General features: G+C 31.4%; 16 protein-coding genes. 13 read left to right on the plus strand and 3 right to left on the minus strand.

Annotation, left to right across the window (positions count from 1 at the left end):
* The first annotated feature begins 396 nt into the window (after positions 1-396).
* The 7 genes from M4L39_RS14335 to M4L39_RS14365 all read left to right on the plus strand — a co-directional run bounded on the left by M4L39_RS14335 (position 397) and on the right by M4L39_RS14365 (position 6375).
* Positions 397-567: an SE1561 family protein gene (locus tag M4L39_RS14335; RefSeq protein WP_002507213.1), complete on the plus strand. Its 171-nt coding sequence runs from the start codon at positions 397-399 to the stop codon at positions 565-567.
* Positions 568-667: 100 nt separating this feature from the next.
* Positions 668-1186 carry a type 1 glutamine amidotransferase domain-containing protein gene (locus tag M4L39_RS14340; protein WP_046466232.1) on the plus strand — a complete coding sequence of 173 codons (519 nt, stop codon included), beginning with the start codon at positions 668-670 and terminating at the stop codon, positions 1184-1186.
* A 538-nt stretch (positions 1187-1724) separates the two neighbouring features.
* Complete coding sequence (gene sgtB, locus M4L39_RS14345) at positions 1725-2540, plus strand: monofunctional peptidoglycan glycosyltransferase SgtB (RefSeq protein ID WP_277582603.1); 816 nt, start codon at positions 1725-1727, stop codon at positions 2538-2540.
* A 324-nt stretch (positions 2541-2864) separates the two neighbouring features.
* Positions 2865-3683, plus strand: coding sequence for a recombination regulator RecX (gene recX / locus M4L39_RS14350; RefSeq protein ID WP_277582604.1), 819 nt, complete (start codon positions 2865-2867; stop codon positions 3681-3683).
* Positions 3661-3975, plus strand: a complete 315-nt coding sequence (locus M4L39_RS14355; protein WP_277582605.1) for a YfhH family protein — start codon at positions 3661-3663, stop codon at positions 3973-3975. Before recX ends, M4L39_RS14355 begins: the two co-directional genes overlap by 23 nt.
* 15 nt (positions 3976-3990) lie before the next feature.
* A complete protein-coding gene (locus M4L39_RS14360; protein WP_277582606.1) occupies positions 3991-5523 on the plus strand; it encodes an ATP-binding cassette domain-containing protein in 1533 nt (510 codons plus the stop codon).
* 9 nt (positions 5524-5532) lie between these two features.
* Positions 5533-6375 carry a sugar ABC transporter permease gene (locus M4L39_RS14365; protein ID WP_277582607.1) on the plus strand — a complete coding sequence of 281 codons (843 nt, stop codon included), beginning with the start codon at positions 5533-5535 and terminating at the stop codon, positions 6373-6375.
* Between the two features lie 151 nt (positions 6376-6526).
* On the opposite strand, the gene M4L39_RS14370 is transcribed toward M4L39_RS14365, so the two are convergent.
* A complete protein-coding gene (locus M4L39_RS14370) occupies positions 6527-7504 on the minus strand; it encodes a metal-dependent hydrolase (protein WP_277582608.1) in 978 nt (325 codons plus the stop codon).
* 125 nt (positions 7505-7629) lie between these two features.
* Between M4L39_RS14370 and mutY the strand changes: the two genes are divergently transcribed.
* From mutY to M4L39_RS14385, 3 genes are all read left to right on the plus strand, one after another.
* Positions 7630-8676, plus strand: a complete 1047-nt coding sequence (gene mutY / locus M4L39_RS14375) for an A/G-specific adenine glycosylase (RefSeq protein WP_277582609.1) — start codon at positions 7630-7632, stop codon at positions 8674-8676.
* A gap of 67 nt (positions 8677-8743) precedes the next feature.
* Entirely contained in the window at positions 8744-9286 is a 543-nt protein-coding gene (ntdP, locus tag M4L39_RS14380) for a nucleoside tri-diphosphate phosphatase (protein ID WP_277582610.1), read from the plus strand.
* A 208-nt stretch (positions 9287-9494) separates the two neighbouring features.
* Entirely contained in the window at positions 9495-11231 is a 1737-nt protein-coding gene (locus tag M4L39_RS14385; protein ID WP_277582611.1) for an ABC transporter ATP-binding protein, read from the plus strand.
* Between the two features lie 160 nt (positions 11232-11391).
* Here the strand turns inward: M4L39_RS14385 and M4L39_RS14390 are convergent, their stop codons facing one another.
* Together M4L39_RS14390 and M4L39_RS14395 are read right to left on the minus strand one after the other, a co-directional pair.
* The gene (locus tag M4L39_RS14390; protein WP_277582612.1) at positions 11392-12486 is read right to left on the minus strand and encodes an FUSC family protein; all 1095 of its coding nucleotides are present in this window, start codon (positions 12484-12486) and stop codon (positions 11392-11394) included.
* A gap of 75 nt (positions 12487-12561) precedes the next feature.
* Complete coding sequence (locus M4L39_RS14395) at positions 12562-13851, minus strand: glutamate-1-semialdehyde 2,1-aminomutase (protein ID WP_277582613.1); 1290 nt, start codon at positions 13849-13851, stop codon at positions 12562-12564.
* An 82-nt stretch (positions 13852-13933) separates the two neighbouring features.
* On the opposite strand from M4L39_RS14395, the gene M4L39_RS14400 reads away from it, so the two are divergent.
* From M4L39_RS14400 to perR, 3 genes are all read left to right on the plus strand, one after another.
* Positions 13934-14389: a peroxiredoxin gene (locus tag M4L39_RS14400; RefSeq protein WP_277582615.1), complete on the plus strand. Its 456-nt coding sequence runs from the start codon at positions 13934-13936 to the stop codon at positions 14387-14389.
* 6 nt (positions 14390-14395) lie between these two features.
* A complete protein-coding gene (locus tag M4L39_RS14405) occupies positions 14396-15346 on the plus strand; it encodes a phosphoglycerate dehydrogenase (protein ID WP_277582614.1) in 951 nt (316 codons plus the stop codon).
* A gap of 95 nt (positions 15347-15441) precedes the next feature.
* On the plus strand, positions 15442-15900 hold the full coding sequence (perR, locus tag M4L39_RS14410; protein ID WP_002512518.1) for a peroxide-responsive transcriptional repressor PerR: 459 nt from the start codon (positions 15442-15444) through the stop codon (positions 15898-15900).
* Positions 15901-16482 lie beyond the last annotated feature (582 nt).

Here is a 16482-nt window from a genome sequence, read left to right on the forward strand (position 1 = left end):
TTGTTGTAAAAGCATTTGGTTTGTTGTTTATAGCTTTTTTCCCTTGAGAGAATCTTTCTCCATTAATTTTATTATTTAATACATAATGAAAATGAAAGGAAAGTTTTCGTTAATTCAATTATACATTCATTTTTGTTTGCATTTTCTTCAATATAAGTTCAGCAAATGAATAACTGATTATATTATGTTATTTTAAAAATGGCAGTGATTTGGTCTGATACCTAACTAGTTAATAAAGCACTAGGCCATGACTACAGGGTAAGGTTGTGCCCGCGAAAAGCGTGCACTTTGAGACGCTAGTCTTAGTATTTCATTATAATATTATTCTGATACTACCAAAAGTTGTTAATTACATGTTAGGATAATAATATCTTATAAAAAGGAGTCTCATTGAAAATGAATGAAAATCAAACAATTGATCAAATTAAAGAAAGATTAGAAAAGTTTATTGACGATATAGACCAAGTTAATCCAAACGAAGTAAAAGTAGAAGATATTGATGAGTGGATTGGTTTATTAGATCAATTAGAAGAAAAAGTAAAAACTGTATCAAACACATCTGAATAAGTGCAGCCCTTTCATAGGTTAGATTGAGCTGTTGTATGTTTAACTTTTCTTAATTTCGTCTATACATAATGTAGAACGCAAATAGGAAAGGTGATTATACATGGCTAAAAAAGTAGCAATCATAGTAACGAATGAATTTGAAGATGTTGAATTAACAAGCCCTCAAGAAGCAATTGAAGAAGCGGGGCATGAAACAGTAATTATTGGCGATACAGCGAATAGTGAAGTTGTTGGTAAACATGGTGCAAAAGCTACAGTAGAAGTTAGTATTGCGGATGCCAAGCCAGAAGATTACGATGGATTATTAATTCCGGGTGGATTTTCTCCAGATCATCTACGTGGTGACTCAGAAGGCAGATATGGTACATTTGCTAAGTATTTCACAAAAAATGATGTTCCAACATTTGCAATTTGCCACGGACCTCAAATTTTAATAGATACTGATGATTTAAATGGACGTACTTTAACTGCAGTGTTAAATGTCCGCAAAGATTTATCTAACGCAGGCGCACAAGTTGTAGACGAATCAGTAGTTGTAGATAAAAATATAGTTACGAGTCGTACACCTGATGATTTAGATGATTTTAATAGAGAAATTGCAAATCAATTAAAAGATTAATTGCAAATTATTAATTAACGTACACTTTGGACATTTTTGTCCTTAATATATAACTGGAAAAACCTATGGTAATGATTATATCTTATTTGTTGAATTTAAAGTTCAACATTTTAGATATATTCTGATGCTACGGTTTTTCCAGTTTTTGTATTTTATAATGGTAATTATCGCGATAGTACATATCTGATGAGTCTGGGACATAAATACATGTCCCAGACTTACTCATTATATTGGCAGTGGCTGACTGAATTGAAAATGCGTTTATGTTAAGCTCTTGTATTCCATTTTCTAGTCAGCTTTGCTGGGGTGTGCCGACGAAATCTTGTGAAAAACATGAGATTTCTGCCCCATTTCCATATCTTATGGTCGTATAACGCTTAATAAACTGAAACATATATGAAATATGCTTACAATGAAACTCTATGCGTAGCGTGACATACACCCTTGGACTGATATTTTCAATTTGGTGTAGATAAACATTTAAACTATTGATAAACTCACTTATAATGATATGAGAGCAACATAAAGGAGCTAGCGCATGAAAAGAAGCGATCGTTATAAGCAAAGTAAAAAACAAGCCAGTCAAAAAAACTCAAATATACCGCAGCATAATACCTATTTCCAACCGGTAAACAAACAACCAAAGAAGAAAAAAGGAAAAGGTTTGTTGATAAAGATATTAATACCTATCATCATTTTAATCGCTGCGTTTATAGCTACAATGTACGCATTTTCTTTAAGAGCAGACGTGGATGAATTGAAAAGTATTGAAGATAAAGAAACATTCGTCTCTGTTTCAAACATGCCTGAATATACCAAAGGGGCATTTATAGCAATGGAAGATGAAAGATATTACAAACATAATGGATTTGATTTCAAAGGCACGTCGCGTGCACTATTTTCAACTATAAGTGAGAATAGCGTGCAAGGCGGTAGCACCATTACGCAGCAAGTAGTGAAAAACTATTTTTATGATAATGAACAATCACTAACAAGAAAAATCAAAGAATTATTTGTAGCATATCGCGCAGAAAAAAATTATGATAAAAATGAAATTTTAAGTTTCTATGTGAACAACATTTACTTTGGGAGTGATCAATACACTGTTGAGTCAGCAGCAAATCACTTTTTTGGAGTAACAACAGATAAAAACAATCCTAATTTACCTCAAATATCTGTATTACAAAGTGCAATTTTAGCTAGTAAGATTAATGCACCAAGTGTATACGATGTGAATAACATGTCGGATAATTTTATCAATCGTGTGAAAATAGATTTAGAGAAAATGAAACAACAGGATTATATTTCTAATGAAGAGTATGAAAATGCAATCCAAGAACTTGGCGTATCATAACTTAAGAGTATAGGACATCAATACAGCATGCTATATTCAGTAGCCGTACGCTATATAAACAATGTTTCCAACTGTTAAAAAACTACTCACTTTCATTTATGAAAGTGAGTAGTTCTAATACAAGAGCTTTAGCTCTTGTATTACTTATTTTAGTCAGCTTTGTGGGGGCGGGAATAGAAATCAAATTTTGATTTCTATCCCGCTCCTTTTTTGATGTTATAATTTAAATATACATATATGGATTAATAGCAATTTCAAATATGCTATACACTATAATTCCATTCATAATCAATATAAGTTATTCTTAATAGTGGAGTGAATAATATGCCTAAAATAACAAAAATAGAAGTGCAAAAAAAGAATAAGGAACGTTTTAATTTATATTTAGATGATGAATTTGAAATGGGAATCGATATAGATACCTTTGTCTATTTTAATTTGAAAAAAAATCAAATTGTTGAAGCTAAAGAAATGGAAGAAATCCAAAGCTATGAACAATACAGACAAGCAGTTAACGCAGCTATTCAATATATTTCGTATAGAAAAAGAACTGACCATGAAGTGATTAAACATCTTACAAAAAAAGAAATTTCAGAGTCAGTGATTGCTAAAGTCATAGATTACTGTCATGAGCAAAAGCTTATAGATCATAATGATTATGCGAAAAGTTTAAAAAATACCATGATTTTAACGACAGATAAAGGTCCTGGCATATATAAACAAAAATTACGAGAAGCTGGCATTGAACAACTAATTATTGATGAGTATAGCCAGATCTATGAACAGGAGCAATCTATGGAGGATATATTAAAAGTTGCAAATAAAATTTTGAAACAGAAAAAGGGACCATTAGTAAAAAGAAAAGAGAAATTAACACAATCATTGATGCAAAAAGGTTACTCTTTTGAGAAAATTAAAGAAGTAATGGAGGAAATGGATTTTTCCCAACCCGAAGAAGAATTAGATGAGCTATTACAAAATGAATTAGAAAAAGCATATAATAAATATTCGAGAAAATTTTCAGGTAGAAAATTAATTAATAAAACAATAGAAGCACTTATGAGAAAAGGTTATAAATATGATAAAATTAAAGCTAAATTAGAAGAGAGTGGAATAGTAGATGGCACAGAAGAAATTGAGTGAAATGAGTGAAATTGAATTACGTCATGAGATACAAGGTTATAAAGAGAAAATGCGTAAAGCAGAAATGAATGGCATTTTTAATGAATATGACGTATATGCAAGTAAAGTAATTATTGCAGAGAGCTACTTAGTAGACAGAAATAAAGTAGAATTAGGTAAAATATACAAATTAAATGATGGCACAGAAAGCTATTTCAAAGTTGAACGGTTAAAAGGTGTTTTCGCGTGGGGCTTTAGAATTAAAAGTTCAGAACCTGAAGAGGGTTTGCCACTCGCATTATTAAAATTGTAGAAGGATGAAGATAGGATGGGTAGTTCAATTATATTAAAGTTACTAAATGTAACTCATTATTATAGAAATAAAAAATCCTCCAAATGGTATTTACCATTTGGTTATGATGAAGAAGATATAGAATTGAATAATTTTAACCTCCATATCTATCAAGGTGAAGCTTTAGGAATAATAGGTGAACCGGGTTCTTCTAAATCATTAATAGGGCGTTTATTAAGTGGTGAAATACAACCAGATAAAGGAAGAGTCGTTAAGAAAAAGGACTTGTTTTTTGCTGACATTGAAGATAAATTGTTACAACATACTTCTGTAAATGAGTTTGTGGCTAATGCAATCATGTTGTTTCAATATAAGACTTCAGATCATAAAGTAGAGCAAATTATAAGATATGCGCACCTTGAAGATAAAGCGGATGTTAAAGTTAGCCGATTAACAGATTCACAATATGCACAATTATTATTCGCCTTAGCAAGAACTTCAAAAGCAAGTATTATTATTTTGAATCATATTTTACAATACTTAGATGAATCCTTTATCGAAAAAGCAATTGGACTTACAGAAGAATACATAAATCAAAATTTAACAATTGTGATAATCGATGATGATGTTCAATGTATAGCTCAAACTAGTAATTACATTGCTTGGGTGTCTCATGGCCAACTTAGAATGGAAGGTTCTTTAAATCAAGTCTTACCAGTATTTAAAGACCATGAGAAAGATAGATTATCATTGGAAAATGAGCAAGAGAAGGCGAACTTTGATGTTGATTGGAAAAAAAGCAGAACAAGAACGCCAGAATTAACTTATAATTTTAAACGTATCGAAAGATATAATCATGTTAAACCACCTATTGCATTTGTTAGATTTTGGACATGGCTTTCAGTATTTGTAGTTGGCGTATTATTTATGGCAATTTTAATGTTTAATAATGTTGGAAAGTTACAGATTGGACAAAATATTGATCAAGCCTCAATTCAAAACCAACATAAAGATCCTTATGAAGAAATGCTAGGTTACGGTATCGTATTAGATGAATCTATTACTGTGGAAGCTATGGATAATGGGGATAAGCAAACAATAAATCAGTATGGTTTTGTAACAATTACTGCTGAAAATAATAAGAATTATAGAATAGACGTAGACAATAAGCATTATAAGGTTGCTAAAAATAAACTGCGTTTCTTTGAGCCAGCAGGATTATATGAAGAACATAGCTCAAAATCATTAGCACCATACATGCATAATAACTATATTAATTTTTATGAATTTTTCAATAGTCATTTGCATAAAAAACATAGTACTGTAACAGAGGGACTTGTACCAGAAAATAACAAGGATAATCGTTTTGTAGTACCTATAGTACAACAACCTATTGCTATGATTTTTAATGACCAAAATAAACTCAAAGGATTCACATTCCCTATTAAGAAGAAAGAAGAATTAAAAGAGAAGTTTGATATCGAAAATAATTTCTGGATCACTAAATCTGGAGAGGGCTATTTCATGGCTGATTTAAAAAATAATAAATGGATATATATTGAATTGTAGGTGTAAAGAATGATTGATAGTATAATTAGTTTTTTTAAAAACGTGCCATATCTTAGCAAACAAGCATATCATCGATTAAAATCACAATGGGTGTGGCTTGTTATACCATTTGTATCAAGCTTGGCATTGCTATTCCTATTAATGTTAATATTTAAAATAAATGGCACCGAAGAATTAATTCAAGCTCGTGCCTATTTTAGATTGGCAGGATTAACAACTTTTGCTTATATTTGGATTGCTATTTATCGTAGCTATAACACTTATAAAATTGATTACTTTACTGGTAAGTTATTTAACCTGAATCCAATATTTCAAAATATTGTGATAGCAATCATAACGAGTGTGACAATGTTTATAACTTTAATTATTATGATTTATGCAACACCGATTAATATTGAAAGTTCTATACCTTCTACGTTTTATTATGTTGTAATGTCGATGTTATTCATGATACTCGTATCGACAATATTAGGTCTTTCAGCTATTGTTATTCGCAGAATTAATGTCATATTTTACGTGGTTTCAATAGTAATGTTTTTTATTGTTCCAATACTCTTTATACCAACAAGTAATACGTCACTGGTCTCGCATGTATTAATGTTAAACCCACTATATTACCTTATTGAAGGTATTTCACAGTCTGTCGTACTTGGTGCGTTAAGTTTGAATAATATACCATATCATTTATATTATATATTATTCTTAGGGATACTTTGTGTAATTATTTTTGCTAAACATCGAATTATGGCTCACAGAAAATATTTATATGCAGTGCCTGATGAAACAATTGTTACACATTCAGATACAGAAGAAAACATGACTGAAGTGGATGATTTAGGTAAAAATAAATAAAAATTGAAAATCAGATTTTAAATCAGAAAATTTAAAGGTTACTTATTATCAATTAAACTAAAAGTAATAAAAGAACTGGAAAGGTTCGTTATCAATCAACGAATCTTTCCAGTTCTTATTATATAAATTAATATTATATTTTTTAAATGCATTATTTTGCAAATAATTTTTTCTGTAGCTTGTCCTCGCTAAAGACCCAGCCGATATATGAATGGTCAATATTCATTTCATTGTCTAAATGGGCAATAGCTACAAAAGAATAATGCCCATTTTTCAAATAACGTAAATCAATTAATCTGATTTCGGTTGTCTCATCATCTAACTTTCTAGCTTCCCAGCGATAAATAGTTGAGAAGTTAAGGAATGTTTTAATATTTTTATCTCCTTCAACATATTGCATTAAATCATCACTTGGAAACGGATGGCGTTTTGATTTGTCACTAAATACGATATTTCTACCATAACTGCGTCCTACATAATCATGTCCTTCCGTTTGTATTGCAACACGCCACTGCATGAAGCGAATCGTTGGAGCTACAAACACTTTTACTGGATTATGTTCTTGTTGAATTTGTTTTAGAGCTTGTTGTTTAATAACAGCTTGCATTCTAAAACGAATGATATAATATACTACAAGAATAGCGATAATCGGGAAAAATACAAGATATGGATGAATTCCGACTAACCAAAGTAGTATACCGACACACCACAAGACAAATATAATTGGATCAAATGTATTAATTACACTGAGCTGTATCCATTTGTTAGTAATAGGTCTTAGCGCTTGCGTGCCATAAGAATTGAAAATATCTACAAAAACATGTAGGAATACTGCAAGTTGAGCCCATAGCCAAACGTGTGTTGTATCAACGTTTTTGAAAAATGTAAAAATAAATAAAGTAATTAATAACGGCCATAATATCGTAAAGGGTATTGAATGTGTGATACCTCTATGATTTGATATATAAGTAGCGTTATCTTTTAATTTAAAAACAGTGTCACCATCGGGTATTAAAGAGCCAACTACTAATGTGGTAGCTGTAGCTACAAATGATCCTGCCATTGCTGGATCTTGAGTAGCTAATGCTGTTAACCCGATACCCATGACAATATGTGTGCCTGTATCCATAAGTATTCAACTCGTTTCATGTCAATAATATATTCATTATAATCTAATATGATAAATAATAAAAATAACATACTAAAATTTATTTTGGAATTTTTAATAATTATAAATAGAAAGAGATGTGTAAAATGTTTAATGAGTCAAAATTCAAGAATAATCTCGTTACATGGTTTGACGAACATCAACGTGAAATGCCTTGGAGAGAAACCTCTAATCCGTATTATATATGGTTGAGTGAAGTGATGTTACAACAAACTCAAGTTAAAACAGTTATAGATTATTATTATAGATTCATCCATCGCTTCCCGACTATTTCTGAGTTAAGTCAAGCACATGAAGATGAAGTGCTCAAATATTGGGAAGGCTTAGGCTATTACAGTAGAGCGCGTAATTTTCACAATGCAATAAAAGAAGTAAAGAAAAGTTATCAAGGTGTAGTACCAGATGAACCGGTGACATTCGGAAAACTAAAAGGCGTAGGCCCTTATACACAAGCAGCAGTTATGAGTATTGCTTTTGACAAACCTTTAGCAACTGTGGATGGAAACGTCTTTAGAGTATGGTCTCGACTAAATAATGATTCAAGAGACACGAAATTGCAATCGACACGTAAAGCATTTGAGAATGAGTTACAACCATACGTAGAACAAGACGCCGGTACATTTAACCAAGCGATGATGGAATTAGGTGCATTGGTTTGCACACCGAAATCCCCGTTATGTTTATTTTGTCCAGTTCAAGATCACTGTGAAGCATTTGAAAAAGGCACAGTTCAATCATTACCTGTAAAAACGACAAAAGTTAAGAAGAAACATATAAAGCAGCATGTTTATCTGGTTGAAAATGAAGAAAAGGCTTATTTAATTGAAAAGCGCACACAAAAATTATTAAATAATATGTGGGAATTTCCAATGTACGAAGCAGAGGGAAATGAGAACATTAACACAGTGTTAGGGACACAAGTGACATTTGATCAAGCGCCTGCATTTAAATTAAAACATCAGTTTACACATCTTACGTGGGATATCGAAGTATTTATGTCCCAGGAAAGTGTGAATAAAGATGACATCGTTTTACCAGAGAATATGGAGTGGATGCAGTTAGCAGAAAAAGAAGACTTTAATTTTCCTGTAAGTATGACAAAAATATACAAATTCATAACTAAACATTGTTAGATTCGGTGTTGTATCTTGAGTTATGTTATAATTCTATATGTGAAATTAAGAAAAGGTGGTGTGGAGCATGGTAAAAGAATCCATACCTAAAGAAGGTCAGACAATTAAGATTCAAAGTTATAAACATGATGGTAATATTCATCGTGTTTGGTCTGAAACTACTATATTAAAAGGTACGGAAGATGTTGTTATTGGTGGGAATGATCATACGCTCGTCACAGAAAGTGATAGTCGTACATGGATTACGAGAGAGCCTGCAATCGTATATTTTCATTCTGAATATTGGTTTAACGTGATATGTATGTTCAGAGAAGATGGTGTCTATTATTATTGTAATTTATCTTCACCATTTGTTTCTGATGAAGAAGCTTTAAAATATATCGATTATGACTTGGATATTAAAGTATATCCAAATGGTAAGTATCATTTACTAGATGAAGATGAATACGAGCAGCATATGAGACAAATGAATTATTCACCCGATATCGATGTTATTTTAAGAAGAAATGTAGATATTTTACAGCAATGGATTGAACAGAAAAAAGGGCCTTTTGCTCCAGACTTCATTAAAGTTTGGCGAGAACGATATAAAAAAGTTAGAAATTATTAAGCAGATTTGATGTTTTTAATTTAATTATCATTTATAGTGATATGAATGTGAACAATACAAAAAAGAAAAAATTAAGTTTGCTATAAAATATTCGTATTCGCAAATGAAAGTGTCAAACAACTTTAGATAGCGCATAAATTAGCAGCCTAGTTGGACTATCAACATAGGCTGTTTCATTTGCAAATATAGTGTGGGGAGGAATCGTGTTATGATTCGCAGATATTTACAATTTGTCCGACCATATAAATGGCGAATCATTGCCACTATACTTGTAGGTATTCTAAAATTTGGTATTCCGATGCTGATTCCATTATTAATTAAATACGTTATTGACGATATCATCAATAATGGTGCTATAACAGTAGAAGAAAAAATTACAAAATTATCAGTTGCGTTGGGTATAGCAGCATTTATCTTTGTGATAGTAAGACCGCCAATTGAGTTTTTAAGACAATATCTAGCACAGTGGACAAGTAACAAAATTTTATATGATATACGTAAAAAGCTTTATCACCATTTGCAAGCTTTGAGTTCAAGATTTTATGCGAATAACCAAGCAGGACAAGTTATTTCAAGGGTTATTAATGATGTTGAGCAAACTAAAGACTTTATTTTAACCGGTTTAATGAATATATGGCTTGACTGTATAACTATTATTATTGCATTGACTATTATGTTCTTCTTAGATGTTCAGTTAACTTTAGCAGCAATTATTATATTCCCTGTATATATTTTAACTGTGTATTTCTTCTTTGGTCGTTTGAGAAGTTTAACGAGAAAGAGATCGCAGGCGTTGGCTGAAGTACAAGGGTTCTTACATGAACGTGTACAAGGAATGTCAGTAATAAAAAGTTTTGCGATTGAAGATAATGAAGCAGGAAACTTTGATAAACATAACCAAAATTTCTTGCAAAGAGCATTTAATCATACACGTTGGAATGCTTATTCATTCTCGGCAATAAATACGGTCACAGACATTGGGCCTTTAATCGTTATTGGTACAGGTGCGTACTTAGCAATCAATGGATCAATAACAGTAGGAACTTTAGCTGCTTTCGTAGGCTACCTTGAACAACTATTTGGTCCTCTACGTAGATTAGTTTCTTCATTTACGACATTGACACAAAGTTTTGCATCAATGGACCGTGTATTTCAACTTATAGATGAAGATTATGATATTAAAAACAAAAAAGGTGCATTGCCAATAGAAATAAAACAAGGCCACATTGAATTAAATAATGTTAACTTTAAATATGATCAAAATGAAGCAAATATTCTTAAAGATATTAATTTAGAGATTAACCAAGGTGAGACAGTGGCATTTGTCGGTATGAGTGGTGGAGGAAAATCTACTTTAATCAATTTAATACCTAGGTTCTATGATGTTACCGAAGGCGAAATAAAAATTGATGGTACAAATATCAAGTCATATTTAACAGGTAGCTTGAGAAGACAAATTGGCTTAGTTCAACAAGATAATGTTTTATTCTCAGATACAATTAAAGAAAATATATTATTAGGTAAACCGGATGCTTCCGATGAAGAAGTTATTAATGCTGCTAAAATGGCTAACGCTCATGATTTTATAATGGAATTATCTAAAGGTTACGACACGGAAGTAGGAGAAAGAGGGGTTAAACTCTCTGGTGGACAAAAACAACGTGTTTCTATTGCCCGTATCTTCTTAAATAATCCACCAATCATTATATTAGATGAGGCAACGAGCGCGCTTGATTTAGAAAGTGAATCTATCATCCAAGATGCATTGAGCGTATTAAGTGCAAATCGTACAACACTGGTTGTTGCTCATAGATTATCTACAATTACACATGCTGATAAAATTGTTGTTGTAGAAAACGGTGAAATTGTTGAAAGTGGTTCACATTCTGCATTACTAGCTAAAAAAGGTGCGTATGAGCATCTATATAGTATTCAAAATTTATAATCAATAAAATTTGAATAAAGCGCATTGGGTATTTTAACGTATACCTAGTGCGCTTTTATCTTATACGATTTAAGGAAAAGTAATATTTATAGTACGACTATTATAAGAAATTAAAAATACCCTATGAGCAAATGAAAGTTAAGCTCATAGGGTACTTTATTTATAAATCGAAGTCTTCTTCTAGTATATCAATTTCATTATCATTATGATGGTAAGTGAAGAAACTAATGCGTAGTCGATCTAAATGTTCTAATATATAACGATATTCTTCAATTGCTGAAATAATTTGCATGATATTAGTATATGAATACATTGATTGATAAGGATTTTGGATGATTTCTTTTTGAAACGCATCCATCAAATCTTTTTTCTGTGGATTTGCTATTTGACTATCTAGTTGGTCTACATCAAACCGAGCTTTTTTCGAAAGACTGATGAAGATTTGTTCATGATATGCAATTAATGTGTCGATTTCTAGTTTAATCTGCAGAAGTAATTCGTTATTTAAATTATGAAGGTCATTTTGATAACGATTCATTTTCCTCAACACTTCATAAGCTCGCCGAGTACTTCGGACCAATTCTTTGAAAAGAATCTTTTTCCTATTCTGGGCATATAGTTGCTTTTTAGTCCATGGTTTTTCTTCTGAATAATAACCTAAGGTTTCTTCGAGTTTATCTATACGAGTAACAATCAACCCTCTATCTTCCTTAATATGGTGATACTCAGAGGTGTCATTTAAAACTAATTTAAACCATACGAAAATATCAGAACAGATATTCAATGAATTATAGTAAATTTTAGATTCAAATTTAGGTGGTAAAAATAAAAGATTTACTGCTGAAGAACTAAGTACCCCAACCATAACAAGTACAAATCTATAAAATGCAGAAACATAAAAGTTACCAGTATGTTGTCCCATAATAATTAAAGCAGTTATACTTGCTAGCGTAGCAACATGTTCCAATTTGAAACGAAACAGGATTGCAATTAATAAAATTACTGTAACACCCATGATTACAATATTATTTCCAAATATCGTAACCATCACTACTGCTAAAACAGCACCAACAAGGTTACCTATTGCTCGTTCCCCAATTGTTTTTATTGAACGAAAAACACTTGGTTGCATTGCAATGACAGCACTGACTGCAGCAATGGCTTTTAAACCAGCTTCATCAGGTAATAGAGAAGCGATAAACAAAGCAAGTATAATTGCTATACCTGTTTTGAGAATACGGGCTCCTAATTTCAAATGTACCGCTCCTTAATATATTTAATAAAATAATGTTTATACTTGTTATACAACGATTGGTTACAAAATTCAAGTTTATACCATTTGACTAAAAGCATAATCTACAGCTTTCAATGTTGCATCAATGTCTTCGTCCGTATGTTCAGTAGTTAAAAACCAAGCTTCAAATTTAGAAGGTGCAAGATTAATTCCTTGATTAAGCATTAATTTAAAGAATTTAGCAAATGCGTCTCCATCTGTATTTTCAGCTTGAGCATAATTTTCTACTGTTTCGTCTGTAAAGTATAATGTTAGGGCACCGTATACTCTATTTACTGTAGCTGTAATATTATGTTTTTTAATTAATGAAAGCAAACCGTCTTCTAAATGTTTACCTAATGCGTCTAATTTTTCATAAACGCCATCTTGTTCTAATACTTCTAGAAGTGCAATTCCAGCTTTCATGGATAGTGGATTGCCTGCCATAGTACCAGCTTGATACGCAGGACCTAAAGGTGCTACTTGTTCCATAATATCTTGCTTTCCTCCATATCCACCTATAGGTAAACCACCACCAACAATTTTACCGAAGGCTGTTAAATCAGGATACACATTATAAAGATCTTGTGCACCACCATAGTGGAAACGGAATGCTGTAATCACCTCATCATATATGACCAAACTTCCATTATTATGTGTAACTTCATTTACTTGTTCTAAGAAACCGGGTTTAGGTTTAACCATCCCAAAATTACCAACAATAGGTTCTACTAATACTGCAGCAATATCTTCACCCCAATAGTCAATAGCTTCCTTATAAGCTTCAATGTCATTGAAAGGAACTGTAATTACTTCTTGAGCGACACTTTCAGGAACACCAGCAGAATCAGGAGAACCTAGTTGAGAAGGCCCACTACCAGCAGCTACTAATACTAAATCAGAGTGACCGTGATATTGACCAGCAAATTTGATCATCTTAGTTCTTTTAGTATAAGCACGAGCGACACGGATTGTAGTCATAACTGATTCTGTACCTGAATTCACAAATCTAATCTTTTCTAATGAAGGCATAGCATCACGTAATTTTTTAGCAAATTCAATTTCTAGTTCTGTTGGTGTACCATATAATACACCTAGCGCAGCTTGATCTTGAATTGCTTTGGTAATGTGTGGATGTGCATGACCAGTAATAATAGGGCCATAAGCTTGTAAATAATCAATATACTTATTTCCATCAACATCAAACAAATATGCACCTTGACCAGAGCGCATCATAACTGGAGCGCCACCGCCAACTGCTTTATATGAGCGAGAAGGAGAATTAACTCCACCTAGAATATACTCATTAGATAATTTTTGAAGTTTTTCACTTTCAGTAAATTTCATACATATCAACCTCTTTTAATTTAATAATTTCGTCTATTATCGTATCATAAAATTAAGAATAAAAAGGAATAGGGTGAGTTAAATTTTAAGAAAAGGCGATCAATTTCCATCATTTAAACTAGAAAATCAAAAAGGGGAGTTTATTTCTAATGAATCTATAAAAGGAAGTAAAGCTGTACTTTACTTTTATCCAAGAGATAATACACCCACATGTACTACGGAAGCATGTGATTTTAGAGATAATTTAGCAACGTTTAATGATTTAAATGCCAAAGTATATGGTATTAGTGGAGATACTAAAAAGAAACACGAAAATTTTAGCCAAAAATTAGATTTGAATTTTGACTTATTAGTGGACGAGAATTATGAGTTGGCGAATGAAGTTGGTGTCTATCAATTGAAGAAATCATTTGGTAAAGAATCGATGGGTATTGTAAGAACTACATTTGTTATTGATGAAGATGGTATTATAATAGATGTAATTGAAAAAGTTAAAGTTAAAACACAAATGGATGAACTAAAAGAAATCTTGGGGTGAACATAGATGAAAGCTGTCAGTTTAAAAAGAATGGAAGGTTTAGAATCTAAATTAATAGAAGCATATCCAACTGTCGATTTTGTATTTACAAAGGGTGTTTCTGAAATAGAAGAGCAAGATAAACAAGATTTAGACATATTATTCGGTTATGATGGTAAACTTGATCAAACATTTTTAGAAAACTGTCCTAACCTCAAATGGATAGCATGGTATTCAACAGGAGTGAATAGTTTGCCTTTAGACTATATTGTTAAACGTAATATACTACTTACTAATGGCAAAGGTATACATGCAAAGCAAATGTCAGAATTTATTATAGCTTATATACTAGATGACTATAAAAAAATGAGAACTTCCTATATTAATCAACAAAATAGATATTATGATTCAAAGCTAACAGGTACTAGAGTCAATGGAAAAACAATTTTATTTTTAGGTACTGGAAGTATTGCCCAATATACAGCTAATATTGCAAATGCAATGAATATGAAAGTTACTGGTATCAATACAAATGGTCATTCAGTAGAGGGATTTTGTAAGACTTTCGCATTAAATGACCTTTCTAATGCTTTAACTGAAGCGGACATAATTGTTAATACGCTACCTGAAACTGAGCAGACAACACATCTCATAACAAAAGCACATTTCGAGTTAATGGATGAAAGTGCATTATTTATAAATGTAGGCAGAGGAACAATTGTTGATGAAAGTGTAATAATTGAAGCGTTAAAAGAAAAGTACATTAGACACGCATATTTAGACGTGTTCGAAAAAGAGCCTTTAAATCCAGGTAATGAATTATATTCATTAGATAACGTTACTATTACTGCGCATATCACAGGTAATGGTAAAGAAAATATGAGCGAGGCTACGGACATATTTAGTAATAATCTTGCTCATTTTCTCAATAAGAAAGATTTAATTGAGAATGTAGTAGATCCTAAACAAGGCTATTAACCACTTTCAAGTAATGAACGTTGACATTTCACACATCAAACAGTTATATTAATATTAAGTAATAATTATTCTTAAATAGAAAGATGGTGAGTGAAATGAGTGCAGAGATGGAAACAGTTGAACATCAATTAGAACATTCAATTGCGTCTTTAAGAAATAACGGTATTAGAATAACACCTCAACGACAAGCAATATTGAAATTTTTAATTGCTTCAGAGACACATCCTACAGCCGATGAGATTTATCAAGCACTTTCACCTGATTTTCCAAATATAAGTGTTGCTACAATATATAATAATTTACGTGTCTTTAAAGATATTGGTATAGTAAAAGAATTACCATACGGAGATTCTTCAAGCCGTTTTGACTTCAGTACACATAATCATTATCACGTTATCTGTGATAATTGTGGAAAAATAGTGGATTTCCATTATCCACAACTCGATGAAGTAGAACAATTAGCGCAGCACGTAACAGACTTTAATGTAACGCATCACCGTATGGAAATATATGGGTTATGCAAAGACTGCCAAGATAAAAGAAATAGTCAATAGAAGAAAAAAACATTATCTAGTATCTTGTTATACTAATGATTTAAGAAAAGGGAAAACTCGTTTTTAAAATAAATGAGTTTTCCTTTTTCTTTGTTTTCGCTACTTTGTATTAAATATGTTTGATGGTGTTAAACTAGATAAGTTGAATATATTCAATAGTGGCGCGCTTTCACATTGATACACCTTCTATTCTCTACTATATATAGTAAAGCTTAAGATAAACTCATTAAGTTAAGAAATATGCCGAAATATTTACACTAAACAAATGTTTAGTACATAAAAATAATAAATAGACATCACAAAGGTAAAATTTAACTAAAAAGATTGCTAAATATTATTGACGGTTGTGAATAAACTTGATATTATAAAAAAGTCGTCGAAACAAGACGCAAAGCAAAACAACCGATTCAACGAAGTTTTTGCAAAGTGTAAATTTGACACTTGTTAAATCAGTTGAAAGGATATACAATATTAAATGTTGAGTTAAAAAACGCAACAAACTTAATAAATAAAAAAGAAATTTATTATTGACTTAACAAAAACTTAATGTTATAATTATTTCTTGTAACACATTAACGCAGT

The sequence above is a fragment of the Staphylococcus equorum genome (assembly GCF_029531845.1).
In the GTDB taxonomy this organism is placed as follows: Bacteria; Bacillota; Bacilli; order Staphylococcales; family Staphylococcaceae; genus Staphylococcus; species Staphylococcus equorum_C.